We start from the raw sequence: 20,866 nt of genomic DNA, 5'->3' as shown, positions 1-20,866 counted from the left end.
GAGTAACAATGACAACCCCACAAGAAGTCTTGAAATTGATTCAAGACCAAAAGATTCAGATGATTGATCTGAAATTCATCGATGCACCAGGGACATGGCAGCACCTCACTGTGTACCACAACCAAATCGATGAAAGTTCATTCACTGATGGTGTACCTTTCGACGGTTCCAGTATTCGGGGTTGGAAAGGCATCGAAGAGTCAGACATGACAATGGTTCTCGATCCAAACACTGCCTGGATCGATCCATTCATGAAAGAGCCAACACTAAGTATAATTTGTAGCATTAAAGAACCTCGCACAGGCGAATGGTATAACCGCTGTCCCCGCGTTATTGCTCAAAAAGCCGTAGACTACTTAGTCTCTACAGGACTTGGTGACACAGCCTTCTTTGGCCCTGAAGCCGAATTTTTCATTTTTGATGATGTTCGTTATGACCAAACTGCTAACGAAGGCTACTACCATGTAGATTCTGTAGAAGGTCGTTGGAACACAGGTAGAAAGGAAAGTCCTAACCTAGGTTACAAAACACGCTTCAAAGAAGGCTACTTCCCAGTACCGCCAACTGATAGCTTCCAAGATATCCGTACAGAAATGCTGTTAACAATGGCAGCTTGCGGCGTACCCATTGAAAAGCAGCACCACGAAGTTGCCACCGGTGGTCAATGCGAACTGGGTTTCAGATTTGGTAAGCTAATCGAAGCTGCTGACTGGCTGATGACCTACAAATATGTCATCAAGAACGTCGCCAGAAAATATGGCAAAACCGTCACCTTTATGCCAAAACCAATTTTTGGTGATAACGGTTCGGGTATGCACTGTCACCAGTCTATCTGGAAAGATGGTAAACCCCTATTTGGCGGTGATAAGTATGCTGGTTTGAGCGACATGGCACTGTACTACATCGGTGGTATCCTCAAACACGCACCAGCATTATTGGCAATCACCAACCCCACCACCAACTCTTACAAGCGTCTAGTACCTGGTTATGAAGCACCAGTTAACTTGGCTTACTCCCAAGGTAACCGTTCTGCTTCTGTCCGCATTCCTTTGTCTGGTAGTAACCCTAAAGCTAAGCGTTTAGAGTTCCGTTGTCCAGACGCTACCTCTAACCCTTACTTAGCATTTGCTGCTATGCTTTGTGCTGGTATTGATGGTATCAAGAATAAAATCCATCCCGGTGAACCTTTAGATAAGAACATCTATGAACTATCTCCAGATGAACTGGCGAAGATTCCTTCAACTCCCGGTTCTCTAGACCTGGCCTTGTCAGCGCTGGAAAATGATCATGCTTTCTTAACAGACACTGGTGTATTCACAGAAGACTTTATCCAAAATTGGATTGAGTACAAGCTAGTTAATGAAGTTAAGCAGTTACAACTGCGTCCTCATCCTTACGAATTTTATTTGTACTACGATTGCTAATTTTGATAACTAGCATCAGTACGCACAAGGAAAGAAAACTGAAGAGATAAGTTTTCTACCTTTTGCACCTGAACATTTCTTGCTGCTAATTTTTAAGCCGCCCTCAGGGGTGGCTTTTTTTTGAAGTTAATCACTATCAGGATGCAAAACCCCCTTTCAAATAAAGGGGGTTTTTTATCAAAGCTGAGACACCTGATTTATCAGTCATGGTGTATTTTTTTCTCCTTCAACTCAGCTAAATTCCACTTGCAACCTAACTCATACCTGCGTGGCTGCTGCCATAAAGCGTACGGCTAGCTTGGTCTACCTTACCTTGAATGGGGTTCCAGTAGTGAGACATTTCTTCAGGAAGACCGAGTTCTTGTGCACTACGCATCAGCATGGATTGTTGACGTTTCTTGACTTCTTGATATTGACGCACCATAATTGCACGAGATTTTTCTTCAATAGACATAACCTAGTCCTCCTAGTGTTTAGTTATAAATAAATAATTTGGTTTCGTCTTTCTTTAATTAATATAGCAAACAATTCTGTAACAACAGCTACAAAATAGCTTTTAGCAATAAATCTTAACATAAAATATTACTTTGTCGGGGAAAAAAATCATCTTGACTCAGTCCCAAAAGCCTATTGTGCCTGAACATCTGGCTTGGGGATGTTCTCAAAAACAGATGTAGACCTGCCTTAAGAGCGATCGCTTATTCATTACACTTATTTATATTTGAGGGGTAAATTCTCAGAAAGCGCAAAACCGCCCTTATCCAGCTGTTCCTGGGGAGGAGATTTTTCTCAAGACTAAGATTGCATCGAAAGTTATCTTGATCCAGATCGCCGGTTTCTTGCCTCAGGTAACTAGGTTACCATCAAAAACAGATGAGAACGTATTTAACAAAAGTTAATAAACTATGACAGTCATTTACCCACGGAAATTTCAGAATGCGATGAGTGCGCGAGATATCCTCAAAAGGGTAGTAAGCGATCGCGAAGTTCATCTAATTGTCCTCAATCGCTACCGTTACAGCGAACAGCGCAGTTGTAAAGACTTGACTGATGTTATTGAACAACTAGATGGACAGCCCAAGGAACTGATTAAAGATTTATCGCACCATATATCTGATGAAGCGCGTCATGCTATGTGGTTGACCGATTTACTAGTAGATTTGGGGGCAAATATTGGCAAACCACCAGGTTCTTCCTATATCGATGAATTCGATCGGCTGATAGACCGAGACTACTTTAATACCAAAACTGACTTAGAAGACGCTGTAATTTCTGGGTTAGCAGCAATTAACATTACCGAAAAGCGTGGTTGTGAGTATTTCTCTGCTCACATCTATGCATTAAAGCAAGCACCACAAACTGAAGAAAATATTAAAATTCGTGAAACCATTGAAAAAATTCTCCCAGAAGAAGCCGGACATGTGCGCTGGGGTAACCGTTGGTTAGCACAAATAGCCGATAAAAGCCCAGAACATCGGCAAAAAGTTGAGCAAGCCAAGCGCAAGTATGCGGCTATTGAACAAGCGGCGTTTGAGTCTGGTATGGATATCACCCTTGGCGCAGAACTGCGGCGGGTTGCCAAATTAGTAGAGGTGGCTAATACTATGCCAGTGTGGCAACGTCCCCAATACCTAATGGAACGTTTACCCCAAACATTGCTAGCGCCTGAATTACAATTTACGAGAATTCAAGCAGCACAAAAGGCATGGGAGCGAGATCCGCAAGCATTTATGGAGAAATTTGTGCCCATGTTCCTCAATGGCATAGGGGCTAGGGGTTAGAGGCTAGGGGCTAGAGGCTAGGGAGGCGGAGAAATAATAATTTACCAATGCCCAATGCCCAATGCCCCATGCCCAAATATATATTAGCGGTGAGACTAAACCAGATGCAGCAATTTGTACTAGCCTAATACGTAAATTTAGCCAGTCTCCCCAAAAAATTGTCAGACTATCAGCTAGGAGAATTTGCAATTGCGAAGTTTTTAACCTTTTGCCTTTGAGTAGCAGTTGGGGAGAACTAACTTTTTTTAGTTATTTTTTAAACTTATTTTAAGTATTACTTAATATTTCTTTATATAGACTTAGCAAGTCTATATGATTGTAAAAATTGGCGTTTTTTGCAGTCAGGACTTCAGCCCGCAATCAAAGAGAATAGAGAAATTCCCATCAATAATGCTTCAACTTCGCAGCAGTTGAGCGTATTTGAATTATTGCTTTATGGCTGAGAATTATGTCGGGAATACGCAGCAATAAGCTGAATTTTAGTTACTTCAGCCTTAGTAAATATAACGAAAGAAAATAGTTGTACTTATCTGCAAACTTAGCTATAAACCTGCCTCTGAGATACTTTAAAAAAAATAAACAGTCTATGAATCTGGTCAAAAGACAAGATAAAGTTAGACGCAGTATACATCCTTCAATCAGGATTGAAGTAACTTTAGAAGAAAGTTTATGGAGATGTATAATTAGCGCGTCTCCTGTTTAATCACATATAAACATAAAGTTAAAGGCTGGCCGAATTTCTGTATTTCTGTACCCTGATAAGGAGCATATGTGGCAAAAAGAAAAACAAGATAGTGCAATAGTCCGTTTGGCATTACTGCTGACTTTGGGAACTATGCCTATGGCAGTAAATCTCTTAGTGCCAAAACAGATACTGGCACAATCTGCAACTGATGCTCCCGCTTTTCCCTTACCAACAACAGTGGAAAATGGGACTACAGTGCGGATTGATGGCTCAAGTGGCTTGAATGCAATCAACCAAAATCTCAAACAAAGTTTTGAGGAGCAGTTTTCTGGGGCGAAGGTGGAAATTCAAGCGAATGGTACTGAAGCGGCACTAAAAGGTTTACTAGATGGCAGTGTAGATATAGCAGCATTAGGTCGTGGCTTGACTAAAGAAGAACAAGCAAAGGGTTTAGAGCAAGTACGTTTGTACCGCGAAAAAATTGCAATTATTGTCGGTGCGGACAATCCTTTTAAAGGCGGCTTAACTAGTAGACAATTTGCGAGGATTTTCCGAGGAAGAATTACAGATTGGTCAGAATTGGGCGGCGCTAAGGGTAAAATCCGCGTCATTGATCGCCCGACAACTAGCGACACTCGCAATACTTTTCGGACTTATCCAGCCTTTAAGGCGGCTACCTTTGCTACAGGCTCTACAGCAACTCAAATCACTGATGATAATACTGTAGAAATCGTCAAACAATTAGGTAACGACGGAATTAGCTACGCTCTAGCCAATCAAGTATCGCAAATACCAGGTGTGCGAGTTATCCCCATAGATGAAGCTGCGCCCACAGATGGGAAATATCCTTTCTCTCAACCTTTAGTTTACGTCTACAAGAAAAGTCCCAGCATCGGGACGGCAGGATTTTTAGGCTTTGCGATCGCACCTCCAGGACAGCAAGCCATAGAAACAGCTAGAACATCAGAAGCAACCGCGATCGCCCAAGGCCAATTGCCAACATTGGCTAGCACTACTACCGCAATTTCCCCAGCATCGGCGGAGGCAACAGTTGCAACGAATACCTCACCCACATCGGAGACAAACGCCACTACTGCAACTGCCGATCCTAACGAGTCATCAACAAATTCTTCTGGTGGTGACAATGGTACTGTACCAATGGACACACCATTGTTGATACTATTGCCTTTGTTGGTGCTGGGTGGTTTAGGTGGATTGTTTTTCTTGTTCCGCAAGAAACGTACACCAGAAGTGGAGACAGCAGACAAAGATTTAGGATCGGTACCCACTGCGCCACCACAAGAACCGACAATATTAGCAACATCAACTGGCACTGCTGATACAGAATTAACTGATGAGGTTAGAAATAACGGTGATACTGCATGGGATACAGAAGCACCAGCCGCAGTTGTCAATACTTCTTATCCACACATACCAGAAGTACCAGCAACTAACAGTGATTTAGCCAAGGCTGAAGCACCGTCTACTACTACCGATAATTTAGTAACATCGGATAACCAAAATTGGGAAGCAGAAGCATCTCAGCCGGAATCTAACAATCCAGACAATATCACGACAATTGGCAGTGCAGCCTTAGGAGGTGCAGCTATAGCAGCCGGTGCGGCGGCTTGGTCTGCTACTACTGAGACAGCAACAAATTCTGAAGATAACAGCAGTCCCGTAGGAAATAGCAATTATTCTATATGGGATTCACCTGATGAAGAATTGCCAGTCAATGAGACAGCGGCGACAATTCCCGATTTACCAGAAGTTCCTGCGCAAACAGGGGATGGGGATTTACCCGTTATCGAAACAGCGGCGACAATTCCCGATTTAGCAGAAGTCCCTGTACAACCTGGAGATGGGGATTTACCCGTTATCGAAACAGCGGCGACAATTCCCGATTTACCAGAATTTCCTGCACAAACAGGGGATGGGGATTTACCTGTCATCGAAACAGCAGCGACAATTCCCGACTTACCAGAGTTTCCCGCACAAACAGGGGATGGGGATTTACCTGTCATCGAAACAGCGGCGACAATTCCCGACTTACCAGAGTTTCCCGCACAAACAGGGGATGGGGATTTACCAGTTATTGAGACAGTGACGATAACTCCAGACTTACCAGAGTTTCCCGCACAAACAGGGGATGGGGATTTACCCGTCATCGAAACAGCGGCGACAATTCCCGATTTACCAGAGGTTCAAGACTTAGCCTTAGATGCAGTCGCAGACGCAGCAGAATCATCTGTAGACGATACAGAAGAAGAAATCATCGAAATAGTCTCAAATCTGCCAGAACCGACAACTGAAGAATCCTCAAATGCGCCAGAAGATGTTTCTCTGGGTAACTTAGGTGCATTAGCTGGTGGTGCAGCAGTAGCCGCTGGCGCAGGAGTTGGTGCTTGGGCAACAATTTATGACAATAACGAAGATTCGGGAACAAATACCCATACCAATGATGCACCAGTAGAAGCAGCAGAAGTTACATCTGCCACAAATGACGACGAGCAAGATAGTGTGAACCTGAGACCCCACACACCCAAATGGGCTTACGCTGCGTGGAACATTTCCGACCATCAACAGCAAGCAATAGAAAATTCAGGTTCCCGATTAGCGCTGCGACTGTACGATGTGACTAATATCGACTTGAGTTATCAGACTCCCCAACTGGTGCAGCAGTACGAATGTGACGATACAGCACGCGATCGCTTTGTCGCGATCCCAGTTAGCGATCGCAACTATTTTGTGGAAATTGGCTATCTAACAGCAGGCGATCGCTGGGTGAAAATCGCCTATTCTCAGATTGTGCGTGTCTTTAGCAATCCTGCTATACCCGGTGAAGACACTGATGATTTATCAGACAATGTCCAAGACAGCATTAACTTCACACCCCAAAGTCCAAAATCGGCTGAAGTCTCATGGCAACTTTCTGATGTTAACCAGCAAGTATTGCAGGAAACAGGTTGTCAATTATTGCTGCGATTATATGATGCCACAGGAATCGACCTCAGTTACCAAACCCCGCAGTTCATCCAGCAATATGAATTCGATCCCGCAACAGAAAACAGCCTCATCGAAATTCCCGCCAGCGATCGCGACTACATTGCCGAAATTGGCTATGCTACAGATGGCGAACATTGGGTAGCAATCGCCCGTTCTGAAAGGGTGCGCGTTTTCAGCCAACCTGACACCGAAGATGCAGATCGTTCTGGTTTCATCCAGACAGACTTAGAAACAAATGATCTAGCCATTGAAAGCAACATTACGATCGCACCCCGCACAGCCAAATGGGCTTATGTGACTTGGTACTTTGCCGATGCAGAACAGGAACTATTGCATAATAGCGGTGTTTCCCAACTAACAATCAAGCTGTACGATGTCACCAATCTCGACCTCAGTTATCAAAATCCCCAGCTAGTGCAGCAGTATGACTGTGAGGTATTCTCAAGCGATCGCTTTGTCGCCATTCCCAACAGCGATCGCGACTACATTGTCGAAATTGGCTATCTCACAGAAGGCGATCGTTGGGAAGCACTCGCACGTTCAACCACCGTGCGCGTCTTTAGCCGTCCCTATCCAGACTTCTGGTTTGTCGCTGATGCGGAAATCATTATTCACGGTGCTACAGAACCAGATGCAACCGTCAACATCGCCGGACATCCCATTAAGCTAAAGCCAGACGGTACTTTCCATTTCCGCATACCCTACTCCGACAGCTTAATCGAATATCTCATGACAGCAACTTCTGCGAATGGACAGCAAACTAGAAGCATTCATAAGAAGTTCTCCCAAGACAACCCAGAAGCATAGCTGGGAAATAGTGTTGACTGTTGACTGAGAAAAGAGATTTTCATACTTGGTTGTGCTAAAACCTGGCGTGATTGATTAGTCTAAAGCAATATTTTCATTTTTCCCCACCAAACTTACAGACTTGGTGGGATTTTTATTTCTCAAAAATCTACTTTTTGGTACAACTACCCCCAACCAAACATTAAAACTCTCTTCCCATACCCAATACCCCATGCCCCATGCCCCATGCCTAATACCTAATATTCCCTTCAGCTTGGTTCAATATGGATGTACAATACAAATAAAGGTGAATAGACTGCTCAAGCGCTTCAGGCACAGTCCTCGGAACGCCTTGAATCTGCGTGTTCTGTGCAAAACTAACAGTCAGTTTGATTGGATAAATAGCAGTCTATCCATAAATATTGGGGAAATTTCGTTAAATCTATCTTCACACCAAGTCATAATTTTTAGATATTTCACTTGTAAATCTGCACTATCAGCAGAAATCAGGTTTATTAGCAGCAAGTAACAGCATGGTATTTCCTGTTAGGATAGCAAGTGCATAAATAAACCAATTTTGAGAAATATCTGAAAACCTGGCAAAAAGATAATTACGAATTACCCTGTAGATTCAGGATTTTACCAACCCTTGCGGGAAGTCATAACAAGACAACAACGCAAACTACCAAGATGGTAAATCCCTCACAAATTACGAATTCCTCACAGCATACTAGGCTAATCAATCAGTACCGAATCTTCACTGCTAATTTGCCCAAAGACCTTTTGTACTAAAGAATTTAGAGGTATCGGACAATGAATATTAATACATTTACCACAGAAAAAGATAAGGATAAACCTCTAAATGAGGGTATATCTTATAAAGATAAAAATTTCATCAATAATGAGCCAGAACTTTCCGAAATAAGAAAACCAAATTCTACAGTATCAAGCTTGCTATTTCAAGGCATTCATCGTGGGAGAGTAGCTATTTTTATTGATGGAATTAACTTATTTCATGCGGCTTTGCAAGTGGGTTTAGAAATTGATTATCTTAAATTACTCTGTCGATTAACAGAAAATTCGCGGCTATTGCGGGCTTTTTTCTACACTGGTATTGATATGTCCCGACCACCTGCAATTCGTCTGCGTTCCCAAGAAAAACAACAGGGTTTTCTGTTTTGGATGCGTCGTAATGGTTATCGTGTAGTCACTAAAGAATTCCAACCAGTAGAGAATTACAAAAAACCAAATTTGAATGTAGAAATTGCTGTAGATATGATTAATTTAGCACCCTACTACGATACAGCAGTTTTAGTAAGTGGCGATGGAGATTTAGCTTATGCAGTCAATGCTGTCACTAGCACAGGCGCTAGGGTAGAAGTTGTGAGTTTACGCGCAATGACCAGCGATATCTTAATTGATGTAGCTGACTATTTTATAGATTTAGATAGCATTAAACAATATATCCAAAAAGATGCTAAACCTGGATATAATTATCGCATTTTGTCTAATTCTGGCGTCTAATTTTCAAGATAAATAGTGCGAATAAATTGAGGACTAAAGTCCCAATCAAAAACTCTTGCCAGAGACATATTCAGCCAATATAAAAGACCATTCATCAATCTCAATCTTGAGGTAATCTCAGGCAATATGTCAGGATATTAGCTGAAAACTATAATTTCGGAATTACTCTGCGTATAATACTCTCTTAAATCGAGATGGATATTTTAATTGTTGAAGATGAAATAGAAATTGCTGAATTAATTCAATTAACTTTAGAAAAAGAAGGATTTATGTGTCGGATTAGCCGTGATGGTATAAATGCCTTACGGATGTTCCAAGAACAACCACCAGATTTAATCATTTTGGATTTAATGATTCCTAGTTTAGATGGGTTAGAAGTTTGTGCCAGAATTCGTCAAAAACCAGGTGCAAAAGATCCTTATATTTTAATGCTCACAGCTAAAGGTGAAGAAATCGATCGCGTGATTGGTTTATCTACTGGTGCTGATGACTACATGGTGAAACCCTTCAGCCCTAGAGAATTAGTTGCGAGAGTGCGCGCCTTATTAAGGCGTAGTCTCCGCCAAGGGGGACAACATCAAGTCAATCGCAGCCAACACTTTATTGTCGATATAGACCAACGCACCGCCAGTCGCCATTTAGATTCCCAACAAGCGGAAGTCTTAGACTTAACGACTCTAGAATTTAACTTGTTAAGTACCTTTGTCAGCAATCCTGGTAGAGTCTGGAACCGTAGCCAATTAATAGACAAACTTTGGGGTGATAACTTTTTTGGTGATGAGCGTGTAGTCGATACTCACATAGCTCGATTGCGGAAAAAAATTGAACCCGACCCATCTAATCCTACTTTTATTAAAACTGTAGTGGGAGTAGGCTATAAATTTGATGACTCCAGTATGGGTTAAACAAAATGAACAAGGACTGGCGTTGGACAAAGTCCTTAGCTTTAACATCGCGCCTATTATTTTCACACTTGGTAGTGATGATAGTAGGAGTTTTTAGTCTGGTAATCATTAGTAAAATTTCCTCTCCCCGTTTCTTTGTCCTCCACTTGGAACGATTAGAAAATGAGGGAGTAGATTTAATTGATATCCGCACCGAATTAGTGCAAGGATTTGAAATAGCTTGGCAGCGCAGCACTCTTTGGTCGGTGTTAGTTGGGACTACTGCGGCTGGTGGATTGAGTTACTGGGTATCTAGAAGAATTATGCAGGGATTGACCGATATGGAGCAAATTACCCGACAGTATGCTTCCGGTCATTTTGAAGCGAGATTACCCATATCTGATATTCCCGAAATTAACCAATTAGGTGCTAGTTTTAACCGCATGGCAGATAGTTTACAAGGAGTGGAAGCAAGAAGACGGGAATTAATTGGAGACATGACCCATGAACTACGAACACCGCTAACCGTTGTTCGCGGTTACTTAGAACAACTTGCTGATGGCGAAATTGAACCATCGGCTGATGTTTATCGACGGCTAGCCAAAGAAACTAAGCGTTTAGAGCGGTTGGTTAACGACCTACAAGAACTTTCTAAGGCGGAAGCTGGTTCTTTAGCGATTAATATACAGCGCGTCAATATTCGCCCTTTGTTAGAGTCATTAGTAGAAAAATTTACAGACCAATTATTAGAAGATGGCCCGATTTTGCTTTTAGAGTGCCCTGCTTCACTGCCTTTTGTATTAGCAGATTTAGATCGCACAGAACAAATACTAGTAAATTTGCTAGGCAATGCAGTTCGCTATACTACCAAAGGTTCTATTACCATCTATGTGAGAAGTGACTCCGGGCAACTTTGGATTGCAGTTGTAGACACAGGTATTGGTATTGCGCCGGAAGAATTACCTCATGTATTTGAGCGCTTTTGGCGTGCTGATTCATCGCGCGATCGCCATTCTGGAGGCACAGGTATTGGATTAACGATTTCTCAGCGTCTAGTTAAACTGCAAGGCGGCACAATTCACGTAGAAAGCAAGCAAGGATTTGGTAGTAAGTTTGAATTTTCTCTGCCATTAGCTTAGGCAACCGCATGGAAGCAGGGAGCAGGGAGCAGGGGAGAAAAACTTACCCAATGCCCAATGCCCCATGCCCAATGCCCAATGCCTCATGCCCAAATATAGTGTTACGCCTTCCACCTTTCTGGGAAAACTACTCTTATTAAGAAATTAGTATATTCCTAGACTGTTATGGTAATTCTTCTTTTTTCCAGGGATGCTAGGCGAACGGGTAGCGATGCGGAGTCAGCTGTTGAGAGTTTTAGCTATCACCTAGAGAATGCGGTCAATGTCCCACCTGCTGTAAATGAGGTATTTCATGTCCGCAGTTAACCTCAGAAGGATTCTGAATAGATCGCAGTTGCCGTCTTTGCTGCAAAACTTCGCTCATGAGTTCAACATAGCGATCGCAGTGGAACTAGTAGACGGCACACAAATCATCAGTGTGGGAGAGCATACTTGCGCAAACCGCTATCCCATCGAAGTATCTGGAGAAATCATCGGTTGGGTTGTGGGCGAACAACAAGCAACTTTACTTGCGAGTTTGCTCTCAGTGTTGGCAAAGCAGGAAGCTGAAAAGAAAGAACTCGCAAAAGAACTATTGGAGCGATATCAGGAAATTGATTTATTTGAGGATATCTCCACCCAGCTAACCACAAGTTTAGATCGACGGCAGATTGCTCAACTCGTGCTGCATGAAATGAGCCAATTAATGGAATCTTCAGCGGGAACAATCTTACTTTTGAATGCAGATGCTACAGCTTTTGAAATTCTGGCTGATTTTGGCGAATTTTTTGCCCAAAATCAGCCAGAACCGGGGAAAGGGATCATTGGGGATATTGTTCAGTCTGGTCGAGCAGAACTGATCAATGATGTTCAAGCCGATCCGCGATTATGGCAAGAAACAAGCATTAATTCCCTAATTTGCGTACCCTTGCGAGCTAAGGAGCGGATATTAGGCGCGATCGCTATTGGTGCGGCCAAAACCGATGCCTACAAGGCAGAACACCTCAAACTTGCCAGTATCTTTGGTTCCCAAACAGCGATCGCCATTGAAAAAGCCTCACTTTACGAACAAAGTACTCAAGCAACTGCCCAAGCTCAAGCCCAAACCGAAAAGCTTCAGCAAGCTCTCCAAGATTTGCAATTGGCACAAACCCAGTTAATTCAAAGTGAGAAAATGTCAAGTTTAGGGCAACTTATTGCCGGAGTAGCTCACGAAATTAACAACCCAGTAAATTTTATTTGTGGCAATTTAAGGTATGTTTCCGAATACGCTCAAGACCTATTGTACTTGCTGCAAGTGTATCAGAACTGTGTGACTCCACCGGATTTGGCATCAGAACTAGACAATATTGATTTGGAATTTATTATTGAGGATCTCCCTAAATTACTAGATTCAATGAAACTAGGGAGCGATCGCATTGTCGAAATTGTCCAATCTCTGAAAAACTTTTCTCGCCATGACGAATCCCAAATGAAAGCTGCCAACATCCATGATGGCATCGACGGAACGCTGATGATTCTTCGCCATCGCCTCAAAGCAGCTACTAACCGTCCAGAGATTGGAATTATCAAAGAATATGCAAAACTTCCCGCAATCGAATGCTATCTCGGACAGTTGAATCAGGTATTTATGAACATCCTAGCTAACGCGATTGATGCTTTAGAAGAGTTCATAGACCACAATCCCCAACAATTGACCCAACCCCAAATTACCATCCGCACCGAATTACTCAATTCTCAGTGGGTAGTGATTCGGATTGCTGACAACGGCCCGGGAATGGAAGAGGAGGTCATGCGACGCATTTATGACCCATTTTTTACTACCAAAGAACTGGGTAAAGGTACTGGCTTAGGGATGGCAATTAGCCACCAAATTGTCGTTGAAAAACACCAGGGAATTCTTAAATGTCGTTCTCAACCAGGTAAAGGTACAGAATTCTGGATTCAGATTCCTGTCAATCCGGCAATCGTAGAAGCTGTTGAGCAACAAAACAGTATAATTTCTGACCCAGTTATCTCAATAATTTCTCCAGATCAATCATCTCTCACCCCTGATGCCGAAGGCTTTATTCCCTCCACAACTCCCATACTCAAACCGACGGATCTGCTAACGCGCCATACCCAGCTGCTGCACCAACTTTCCCAACAGAATCCAGGCGTTGCAGCTGCAACACCGGAGCAGATTTATCAAATTTTCCAACGCCATCCCATTTCCTTAAAACTTTACGCCACCTTATTGTCTTGGTTATATTGCCCGAACCCTACCTATACCAACCATTAAGAAAACTACTATGTCTCATCAGCTATTAGAAAAATGTCCTCTGGGTTTGGTACTGTGCCGCATGAATGGGACGCTAATTTATATTAATCCCACTTATGCTGCCATTTTGGGGCGTACTGTCTCAGAAACTCTTAATTTTCCCTATCCCATTGAGCCAGCCATACTAGAAGAACTGAAACAAACTAGTCGTTACGGGCCTGTAGAACAGGAATTAATTCATCAAGATGGGCAGTTGGTGCCGGTGAGGGTTTCCGGACAGATAATTGAGCAGGATGGAGAGAAGCTAATTTGGTCGAGTGTAGAGAATATCAGCGACCTGAAGCCGCAAAAAAGCTTGAAACAGAGCGAAGCGAGATATCGCTCTTTAATTAAGACTAACACCCAAATAATTTGGGTTAGCTCCCCTGAAGGAATTTGCTTTGAACTGGAAGATTGGATCGCTTATACAGGACAAACTTTAGCCGAAGCAGAAAACGGCGGTTGGATTGAGGCTGTTCATCCTGACGATCGCGGCTACACCGCAGAAGCTTGGGGTACGGCTGTTGCCAACCTCAGCCAATATCAAATTGAATATCGCATCCGGGGTAAGGATGGTAATTATCGTTACTTTTGGGTCTGGGGCGCTCCTGTAATTGAAGAAGATGGCAGCGTACGTGAATGGATTGGCACCTGTACAAATATTCACGATCGCAAATTAGCAGAAGCCGAAAATCAAAGGCTAAAAGAAAGATATCGCTCTTTAGTCGCAGCTACCTCCCAAATTGTTTGGGGAACTACCCCGGAAGGATTGGGTATCAGTCGTGAAATGATGACTTGGATGGCTTACACAGGCCAAACGGAAGCAGAAGTTGCCGACTGGGGTTGGATCGATGCGGTTCACCCCGACGATCGCGCCCGTTCCTTTGACGCCTGGAGTAACGCTGTAGCCAAACGAGGTCTTTATGAAACCGAATATCGCCTACTGGGTAAAGATGGCAATTACCGCTATTTCTCAGTTTGTGGTGTCCCGGTCTTGGAAGCAGATGGCAGCATTCGCGAATGGATTGGCACCTGTACAGATATTCACGATCGCAAATTGACAGAAGCCGAAAATCAACGTTTATTAGATATGTTGAATCATTCCAGCGATGCGATTATTGTGCGTGACATGAGCGAGAAAATTTTGTACTGGAATCAAGGTGCAGAAACGCTCTACGGTTGGATGCGCGAGGAAATAATAGACCAATACATTTACCAATTTATCAAAAAAATCTTTCCCAAACCCAAAGAATTAATCGTAGCCGAGTTATTACAGCAAGGTAATTGGGAAGGAGAAGTAGAACACCTCACCCATGATGGTAAACATATTATTGTCCAAAGCCGATGGACATTGCAAAGAGATATCGATCGTCAACCCAGCGCCATCCTGGAAATTAATACCGATATTACTGCCCGTAAACAAGCAGAAATTGCGCTGCGGCAACTCAATCAAGAACTAGAAGCCAGAGTCGCAGAACGTACAGCAGCTCTGCAAAATACCTTAGCTGAAGCCCAAGGTTTAAATGCAATTTTGGATAACCTAGCTGATGCTTTACTAGTAACAGATATTACCGGACAAATCACTCATTTCAATCCTGCTTTTTTAGCCATGCATGGATTGACAGCCAGCCACCTCAATGGCCACTATCGAGAACTACCCATATCCGGGTTAGCAAATTTAATTGAACAAACCCAGTCTCATCCCCAAGAGGTATTTGCTGCGGAAATTGCCTTAGCCAAGGAAAAAATTGGGCAAGCAGTAGCCACCGCCATCTTCAAGAAAACAGTAGACAACGAACCTCCTACTTGCTTTGGTTCAGCTTTGCTAATTCGGGATATAACGGCAGAAAAGGAAATTGACAAGATGAAGACAGATTTCATCTCCACAGTTTCCCACGAACTGCGGACACCTTTAACTTCTGTCCTCGGTTTTGCCTCCATCATTAAGGAAAAGCTAGAAACCGATGTCTTCCCCATCCTGACTAACGAAGACCGCAAGTTGCAAAAAACTATCAAGCGAGTAGGTGATAACCTCAACATTATTGTATCGGAAGCCGAACGGCTGACATCGTTGATTAACGATGTTTTAGATATTGCCAAAATGGAAGCAGGTAAAGTGGAATGGCAAATGCAGCCTCTCGATCCTAGTGAATTACTAGATTGGGCAACCACTTCGACATCGGCATTATTTGAAACCAATGGCTTGCAGCTTATTACCGAAATGGCACCAGGACTGCCGCAAATCATAGGCGATCGCAATCGGCTGTTGCAAGTCTTGATCAACCTGATTTCCAACGCCGTTAAATTTACTAAATTTGGTGCTGTCACCTGTCGTATTAAACAACACAACGATGGTATATGTATCAGCGTCATTGATACAGGTATCGGTATTGCTCCAGAAGATCAGCCGAAAGTATTCGAGAAATTCCGTCAAGTTGGTGACACCCTCACCGATAAACCCAAAGGTACCGGTTTAGGGCTACCCATCTGCAAACAAATTGTTGAGCATCACGGTGGCAGAATTTGGGTAGAGAGTCAACCAGGCAAAGGCAGCAGTTTCTCATTCCTTATTCCCATTTATACCAACGAGCACAAAGCCAGTGCCAATCTGAACCTCGATGCATTGGTGAAACAACTCAAAGAACATGTCATCATCACCAATCCTGTATTGGAGCAAAACCGCAAAACTATTTTGGTAGTAGATGATGACATCAATATTCGCGAACTCCTGCGTCAACAACTAGAAAATGAAGGTTATAACGTTCGCGAAGCCAAAGACGGTATGGATGCGATTCAGCAAATCAAAATCAACCGTCCCGATTTAATTTTGCTGGATGTGATGATGCCGCAAATTAACGGCTTTGATGTCGCCGCCGTCCTCAAAAACGATCCGCATACAGCAGACATTCCCATTATTATTTTGTCAATTATCGAAAACAAAGAACGAGGTTACCACATTGGCATCGATCGCTATCTCACCAAGCCGATTAACACAGAGCAACTCCGCAGCGAGATTGGCTCACTACTATCTCAAGGTACTTCCAGTAAAAAGGTATTGGTTGTCGATCGCAATGCATCAACTTTAAAAACCATATCGGATGTACTGCAAACTCAAGGCTATAACGTAATTGAAGCCTCCAATCCCCAAGAATGCATTAACAAAGCCCTCTCAGTCAAACCTGACATGATTATCATCGATGCTCTCTTCTCCCAAGAAGCTGACTTGGTAAAAACTCTCAAATTTGAGAAGGAATTGGAAAATGTATTGTTCATCATGTTATGCGATCGCTAATTTTCACAGAAGACAAGGAAGATAAATATTCATCAATGCCCAATGCCCAATGCCCAATACCCAGAGAATATTATGATTCAGAAAATTTTAATTGTTGACGATGAACCCAATATCGTGACTTTGATGGAACAAGCTCTAGAAGCCTTAGAAGATGAAGGGGTGGAACTTCTAACCGCTAGAAATGGAGAAGAAGCGCTAGAAACTATTAAAACGGAAAAACCAAATCTAGTTTTTCTCGATGTGATGATGCCAAAAATGAATGGTTTAGAAGTTTGTCATACTGTAAAGCATGATTTACAAATGACTGATATTTATATCATCATGTTAACAGCTAAGGGACAGGAGTTTGATAAACAAAAAGGTATCGATGTTGGTGCCGATTTATATCTAACTAAACCATTTCGCCCCAAAGAGGTATTAGAAAAATCAATGCAAGTGTTGGGCTTTTAAATCAAGCTCTCAGTAGTTGGCGTTTGTCTTTTGTTTTCCACAGGTTACTGGTTAATTCCTGCCATCAAAAAGCTGATTAATAGCTGCTAAATTGAGAAAGCAGGATAATCTTGTAGAAGAATTGGCTGTTTTTATTAAAAATCACAAATATACTCATCAAATATCTAGCATTTCTGTGTTTACAAGATTCAGATGTAGTATCAGATATAGCATTTTTGGTTAATTTAGGGTAAAAAATGCTGCAAATACAATATATTGACACAAGGTAGTCATGACGGTGTCATATCGAATTGCTAGTTTAAGATTCAGGAAATACAGTTTTTAAATTAATTATGGATAGTTTAACATTAGACTTTTCTCTGGTGGTAAGTAAAAATTAACCTGTATCTGTATTCAATTAAAATCAGCAAATTTTTACTGTCTTTGTTAACCAACAGAATATTTCATCACAGTAAAAATTGGGTAATTACTAGAGAATTGCAACCAACTTATGATGAATATGTCCACCTTTATATTAGCTGCATTTTTGGTTAGCCTGTTAACTGCTTCTGGCTGTGCGGCGATCGCTTATCTGTTCCCGCACAATCATTCTCAAGAATAATTTAATCAAATTACTATTGCTTAAATACATGCGATCGCCAAAATTTTGATATTTTGGTCAACATCCAGCTTACTTTGCTTGGGTAGTTCCTAAACTGCGATATTATCGCTACCTTGCTGATTAATTACTAATCGCAATACTGACAAACCCAAAATTATTAAAAATAAAACTAATCCAATCGTGCAAGCATAACTAATTTCTAAATTACTAAATGCTTGCTCATATAAATAGTAAACAATTGTTTTTGACCGATTTAGTGGCCCGCCTTGGGTCATGATGTAAACTTCTTCAAATACTTTGGTAGCAGAAATTGCAGAAATTACCGCTACTAAAGCAAGATAAGGCTTCATTAAAGGAACAGTAATATCCCAATGTTTGCGGATACCATCTGAACCATCAATTGCTGCGGCTTCGTACACATCAGCGGGAATTGACTGTAAACCTGCTAAGTAAATCACCATGTAGTAACCTAAACCTTTCCACACAGTCACAGCCATCACGCTTGCTAAAGAAATAGGTACAATACCAAAAATTTTAATTGGGGGATTATTATCGGTTAACCAAGGAATACCTTCGGGAAAAATACCCACAGCTTTTAAAAACTGATTTAGTAAACCATTTTCAGCATACAGCCATTTCCAAGCGATTCCTGCAACTACCATTGAAATTATCACTGGCGTATAATACGCTGCTCTAAACCAATTCATTCCCCGTAGTTTCTGGTTCACTAAAATAGCTAAACCTAAAGGAGCAATTACTAAAATTGGCACTACACCGACAAGATAAATAAAAGTATTGGTCAAAGTTTGCCAAAAAACTTTATCTTTCCACAGCTTAAGAAAATTATTAATCCCTATCCATTGTGCTGGCTGAGCAATATCTTCATAACTTGTAAAACTGAGGTAAAATGCTTGCAATGCAGGCCAAAATACTGTTAAACCCAAAATTATTAAAGCAGGTAGCAAAAATAAATAAGGAGTTAGTCGCTGTTTAATTAACATCCAATCTTTAGCAGACAATTGATTCATAAAAGTAGATTTTGATTGTCAGTTTGGTTTTTTTGCGCCGACCAACTTAATATAAAATTTCTATATTACACAATAATTGTAGTTGAAAAGCTATTTTGAGATAAATTAATCATTTTTAGGAGAAGCAGAATTTTATGGAAGTTGCAACTGCTACCAATAGATGGATCGATACCATTGATTCTGAAAAACCAGAAATCATCCAAAAAGCGCAGAACTTGATTATCAATAATATTTACTGTACTTTATCAACTTGTTCCCCAGAGGGCGAACCTTGGGTATCGCCTGTATTTTTTGCTTATGATGAGCAGTGGCATATTTACTGGAGTTCGGCTATAGTATCACAGCATTCACAAAATATTTATCACAATTCTGGGCGGGTAGCGATCGCTATTTTTAATTCCAGCGTTGCTCAAGGTTCAGCAGCAGGTGTATATTTGTCTGGCTCTGCGGCTGAATTAGATGTAGAGAATATCGAAAAAACGATGAAACTACTAGAGAAGCGAGCTAATAAGCAACTTAATCGCACAGTAGCAGATTATTTAGATGATTCGCCCCGCCGCATCTATAAATTCCAACCTCAACAGGTTTGGCTGACAGGTAATCGTTTAGCAGTTGGTAATCAATTAGTAGACACAAAAATTCAAATTAACTTAGCTAGCTTTCTCAACTTGAAACCACATATATAGCAATCCTATTTCAGTTGCGAAAAATATCGGTTTTGGCTGTTGACTGTTGACTGTTAACCGTTCACAGTCAACAACCCTGCTTGTAATATTTCACAAATCACTTAGGATTGCTATATAAAAATTAGTAGAGTGGACAGCGCCCGCTCTACATATACTACTACTAATTACGAATTTGTACTGAGTGCAGCCGAAATATTACGAATTATAAATTACTTCCTTCGAGTAATTTGTGTGTTTTGGTGCTGGAACCATATAGTTCGACAAATCTTTTAAACAGCAACATTGTTTGATGGTTGGACGCTAAATTAACGTTAAATAAACGCTCAATATTTTTCTCGTAGAGATTGCGTAAATAAGGTAAGTCTTCAAACAAAGTTAAACAGGAAGCTAAATGCAATAAGATTTGCAGTATTGGTTTCGGCCAGTCTAGATCGCTGTAAATTTCTATAAATAGATAATGCTCTCTCTGGGATAGTGGTAATGCATAGAACATGACAGTGATTCTTTTACCATTGTAGACCGGAATACTGAGTTCAATGGTATAAGGAGTATGTAAAATTAAATCCACTTCAACTATCGGTTGTCGCCATATTCTTAAAGCGTTAAGTGGAGATTCTAATACGGTTTGAAATTTTAGCCTACCACCGTTAGCTGTAGGTTGGAAAGAGCTAATATTAATTACTCTTAAATTATTCAGACTAAATTTGTGGATTGTTTCTAAATGCTTTAAGTTCAGCAAATGATAAATTTGGCACAGATAAGGAAAAGGTAAAATATATTCCTGACTGATCATATGCCGTTTTTTCAACTCAAACCGATTATCTTGAGTAGGACAAAGATAACCTTCAGCATTTTTTAAATCCTGTTCTGGTCTTAAATACAGCCAACTCAAAAAGAAAAATGAAGCTGTAAATAGCTGGAATACTTCTAAGGAAGAGAAATAGCCATCAGCAAAAGCAGCTAAACTTCTATCGGTGATACCAAATAGCCAAGAAGGAATTCCCGCAAGCCAAACACCATTTTTGAGTTTAGTGATAAAAAGTGCAAGTTCTAATTCTAGAATTTGCGGATTATTTTTATTGACTTCAGTATCCTTTTGCAGGGAATTAATAGACATAATAATCTAAATTTTAGATATTGCTAGATTTAGCACTTAATATCTGTAATTGTTCCTATCCTAGATATATTTCCAGCGATCGCCCTCTATCTTTAGCTGGAAATGCAACAACAACTATTTCTAAAAACTAAAATTATATATTTGCTAAATTAACAATCATCAGAAGTATATCTATTAGCTATTTT

At 41.3% G+C, this 20,866-nt stretch carries 15 protein-coding genes and 1 pseudogene; 11 read left to right on the top strand and 5 right to left on the bottom strand.

What is annotated here, in order from left to right:
* Positions 1 to 8: 8 nt before the first annotated feature.
* Positions 9 to 1,424: a type I glutamate--ammonia ligase gene (gene glnA / locus H6G41_RS02975; protein ID WP_190743474.1), complete on the top strand. Its 1,416-nt coding sequence runs from the start codon at positions 9 to 11 to the stop codon at positions 1,422 to 1,424.
* A 253-nt stretch (positions 1,425 to 1,677) separates the two neighbouring features.
* On the opposite strand, the gene H6G41_RS02970 is transcribed toward glnA, so the two are convergent.
* Entirely contained in the window at positions 1,678 to 1,878 is a 201-nt protein-coding gene (locus H6G41_RS02970) for a hypothetical protein (protein ID WP_096642359.1), read from the bottom strand.
* A 451-nt stretch (positions 1,879 to 2,329) separates the two neighbouring features.
* On the opposite strand from H6G41_RS02970, the gene H6G41_RS02965 reads away from it, so the two are divergent.
* Positions 2,330 to 3,205 carry a ferritin-like domain-containing protein gene (locus H6G41_RS02965; RefSeq protein ID WP_190743472.1) on the top strand — a complete coding sequence of 292 codons (876 nt, stop codon included), beginning with the start codon at positions 2,330 to 2,332 and terminating at the stop codon, positions 3,203 to 3,205.
* A gap of 57 nt (positions 3,206 to 3,262) precedes the next feature.
* Here the strand turns inward: H6G41_RS02965 and H6G41_RS34935 are convergent.
* Positions 3,263 to 3,430 (bottom strand): annotated as a pseudogene (locus tag H6G41_RS34935) (ABC transporter permease); the annotation flags it as partial.
* A gap of 544 nt (positions 3,431 to 3,974) precedes the next feature.
* Here H6G41_RS34935 and H6G41_RS34930 point away from each other — a divergent pair.
* Positions 3,975 to 7,703, top strand: coding sequence for a DUF4912 domain-containing protein (locus H6G41_RS34930; RefSeq protein WP_190743468.1), 3,729 nt, complete (start codon positions 3,975 to 3,977; stop codon positions 7,701 to 7,703).
* Between the two features lie 75 nt (positions 7,704 to 7,778).
* On the opposite strand, the gene H6G41_RS34775 is transcribed toward H6G41_RS34930, so the two are convergent.
* The gene (locus tag H6G41_RS34775) at positions 7,779 to 7,916 is read right to left on the bottom strand and encodes a hypothetical protein (protein ID WP_206756937.1); all 138 of its coding nucleotides are present in this window, start codon (positions 7,914 to 7,916) and stop codon (positions 7,779 to 7,781) included.
* 579 nt (positions 7,917 to 8,495) lie between these two features.
* Here H6G41_RS34775 and H6G41_RS02950 point away from each other — a divergent pair.
* From H6G41_RS02950 to H6G41_RS02925, 7 genes are all read left to right on the top strand, one after another.
* Positions 8,496 to 9,206: an NYN domain-containing protein gene (locus H6G41_RS02950; RefSeq protein ID WP_190743466.1), complete on the top strand. Its 711-nt coding sequence runs from the start codon at positions 8,496 to 8,498 to the stop codon at positions 9,204 to 9,206.
* Between the two features lie 194 nt (positions 9,207 to 9,400).
* The gene (locus H6G41_RS02945; RefSeq protein ID WP_190743464.1) at positions 9,401 to 10,111 is read left to right on the top strand and encodes a response regulator transcription factor; all 711 of its coding nucleotides are present in this window, start codon (positions 9,401 to 9,403) and stop codon (positions 10,109 to 10,111) included.
* Positions 10,112 to 10,116: 5 nt separating this feature from the next.
* Positions 10,117 to 11,229 (top strand): cell wall metabolism sensor histidine kinase WalK, encoded by a 1,113-nt coding sequence (locus H6G41_RS02940; RefSeq protein ID WP_190743462.1) that lies wholly within the window; start codon positions 10,117 to 10,119, stop codon positions 11,227 to 11,229.
* Between the two features lie 165 nt (positions 11,230 to 11,394).
* Complete coding sequence (locus H6G41_RS34770; RefSeq protein WP_206756936.1) at positions 11,395 to 11,535, top strand: hypothetical protein; 141 nt, start codon at positions 11,395 to 11,397, stop codon at positions 11,533 to 11,535.
* Positions 11,522 to 13,489 carry an ATP-binding protein gene (locus tag H6G41_RS02935; protein WP_190743460.1) on the top strand — a complete coding sequence of 656 codons (1,968 nt, stop codon included), beginning with the start codon at positions 11,522 to 11,524 and terminating at the stop codon, positions 13,487 to 13,489. Before H6G41_RS34770 ends, H6G41_RS02935 begins: the two co-directional genes overlap by 14 nt.
* A 10-nt stretch (positions 13,490 to 13,499) precedes the next feature.
* Positions 13,500 to 16,799, top strand: coding sequence for a PAS domain S-box protein (locus H6G41_RS02930; protein WP_190743458.1), 3,300 nt, complete (start codon positions 13,500 to 13,502; stop codon positions 16,797 to 16,799).
* 72 nt (positions 16,800 to 16,871) lie between these two features.
* Positions 16,872 to 17,249 (top strand): response regulator transcription factor, encoded by a 378-nt coding sequence (locus H6G41_RS02925; RefSeq protein ID WP_190743747.1) that lies wholly within the window; start codon positions 16,872 to 16,874, stop codon positions 17,247 to 17,249.
* 690 nt (positions 17,250 to 17,939) lie between these two features.
* On the opposite strand, the gene H6G41_RS02920 is transcribed toward H6G41_RS02925, so the two are convergent.
* Positions 17,940 to 18,878, bottom strand: coding sequence for a carbohydrate ABC transporter permease (locus H6G41_RS02920; RefSeq protein ID WP_190743456.1), 939 nt, complete (start codon positions 18,876 to 18,878; stop codon positions 17,940 to 17,942).
* A gap of 134 nt (positions 18,879 to 19,012) precedes the next feature.
* Between H6G41_RS02920 and H6G41_RS02915 the strand changes: the two genes are divergently transcribed.
* Entirely contained in the window at positions 19,013 to 19,564 is a 552-nt protein-coding gene (locus H6G41_RS02915; RefSeq protein ID WP_190743454.1) for a pyridoxamine 5'-phosphate oxidase family protein, read from the top strand.
* Between the two features lie 202 nt (positions 19,565 to 19,766).
* Here H6G41_RS02915 and H6G41_RS02910 read toward each other — a convergent pair whose 3' ends face one another.
* Positions 19,767 to 20,681, bottom strand: a complete 915-nt coding sequence (locus H6G41_RS02910) for a hypothetical protein (protein WP_190743452.1) — start codon at positions 20,679 to 20,681, stop codon at positions 19,767 to 19,769.
* Positions 20,682 to 20,866 lie beyond the last annotated feature (185 nt).

This window comes from Tolypothrix sp. FACHB-123 (assembly GCF_014697075.1).
In the GTDB taxonomy this organism is placed as follows: domain Bacteria; phylum Cyanobacteriota; class Cyanobacteriia; order Cyanobacteriales; family Nostocaceae; genus Aulosira.
Note: the sequence above shows the minus strand (reverse complement) of the source record. Positions and strands in the feature narration are given on the sequence as shown.

Bases quoted from the DNA above. Each gene is read 5' to 3' on its own strand.
- glnA (WP_190743474.1), top strand. From the start codon at position 9: ATGACAACCCCACAAGAAGTCTTGAAATTGATTCAAGACCAAAAGATT.
- H6G41_RS02940 (WP_190743462.1), top strand. From the start codon at position 10,117: ATGAACAAGGACTGGCGTTGGACAAAGTCCTTAGCTTTAACATCGCGC.
- H6G41_RS02930 (WP_190743458.1), top strand. From the start codon at position 13,500: ATGTCTCATCAGCTATTAGAAAAATGTCCTCTGGGTTTGGTACTGTGC.
- H6G41_RS02920 (WP_190743456.1), bottom strand. From the start codon at position 18,878: ATGAATCAATTGTCTGCTAAAGATTGGATGTTAATTAAACAGCGACTA.
- H6G41_RS02915 (WP_190743454.1), top strand. From the start codon at position 19,013: ATGGAAGTTGCAACTGCTACCAATAGATGGATCGATACCATTGATTCT.
- H6G41_RS02950 (WP_190743466.1), top strand. From the start codon at position 8,496: ATGAATATTAATACATTTACCACAGAAAAAGATAAGGATAAACCTCTA.
- H6G41_RS34770 (WP_206756936.1), top strand. From the start codon at position 11,395: ATGGTAATTCTTCTTTTTTCCAGGGATGCTAGGCGAACGGGTAGCGAT.
- H6G41_RS02910 (WP_190743452.1), bottom strand. From the start codon at position 20,681: ATGTCTATTAATTCCCTGCAAAAGGATACTGAAGTCAATAAAAATAAT.
- H6G41_RS02965 (WP_190743472.1), top strand. From the start codon at position 2,330: ATGACAGTCATTTACCCACGGAAATTTCAGAATGCGATGAGTGCGCGA.
- H6G41_RS02935 (WP_190743460.1), top strand. From the start codon at position 11,522: ATGTCCGCAGTTAACCTCAGAAGGATTCTGAATAGATCGCAGTTGCCG.
- H6G41_RS34775 (WP_206756937.1), bottom strand. From the start codon at position 7,916: ATGGGGTATTGGGTATGGGAAGAGAGTTTTAATGTTTGGTTGGGGGTA.
- H6G41_RS02970 (WP_096642359.1), bottom strand. From the start codon at position 1,878: ATGTCTATTGAAGAAAAATCTCGTGCAATTATGGTGCGTCAATATCAA.
- H6G41_RS34930 (WP_190743468.1), top strand. From the start codon at position 3,975: ATGTGGCAAAAAGAAAAACAAGATAGTGCAATAGTCCGTTTGGCATTA.
- H6G41_RS02925 (WP_190743747.1), top strand. From the start codon at position 16,872: ATGATTCAGAAAATTTTAATTGTTGACGATGAACCCAATATCGTGACT.
- H6G41_RS02945 (WP_190743464.1), top strand. From the start codon at position 9,401: ATGGATATTTTAATTGTTGAAGATGAAATAGAAATTGCTGAATTAATT.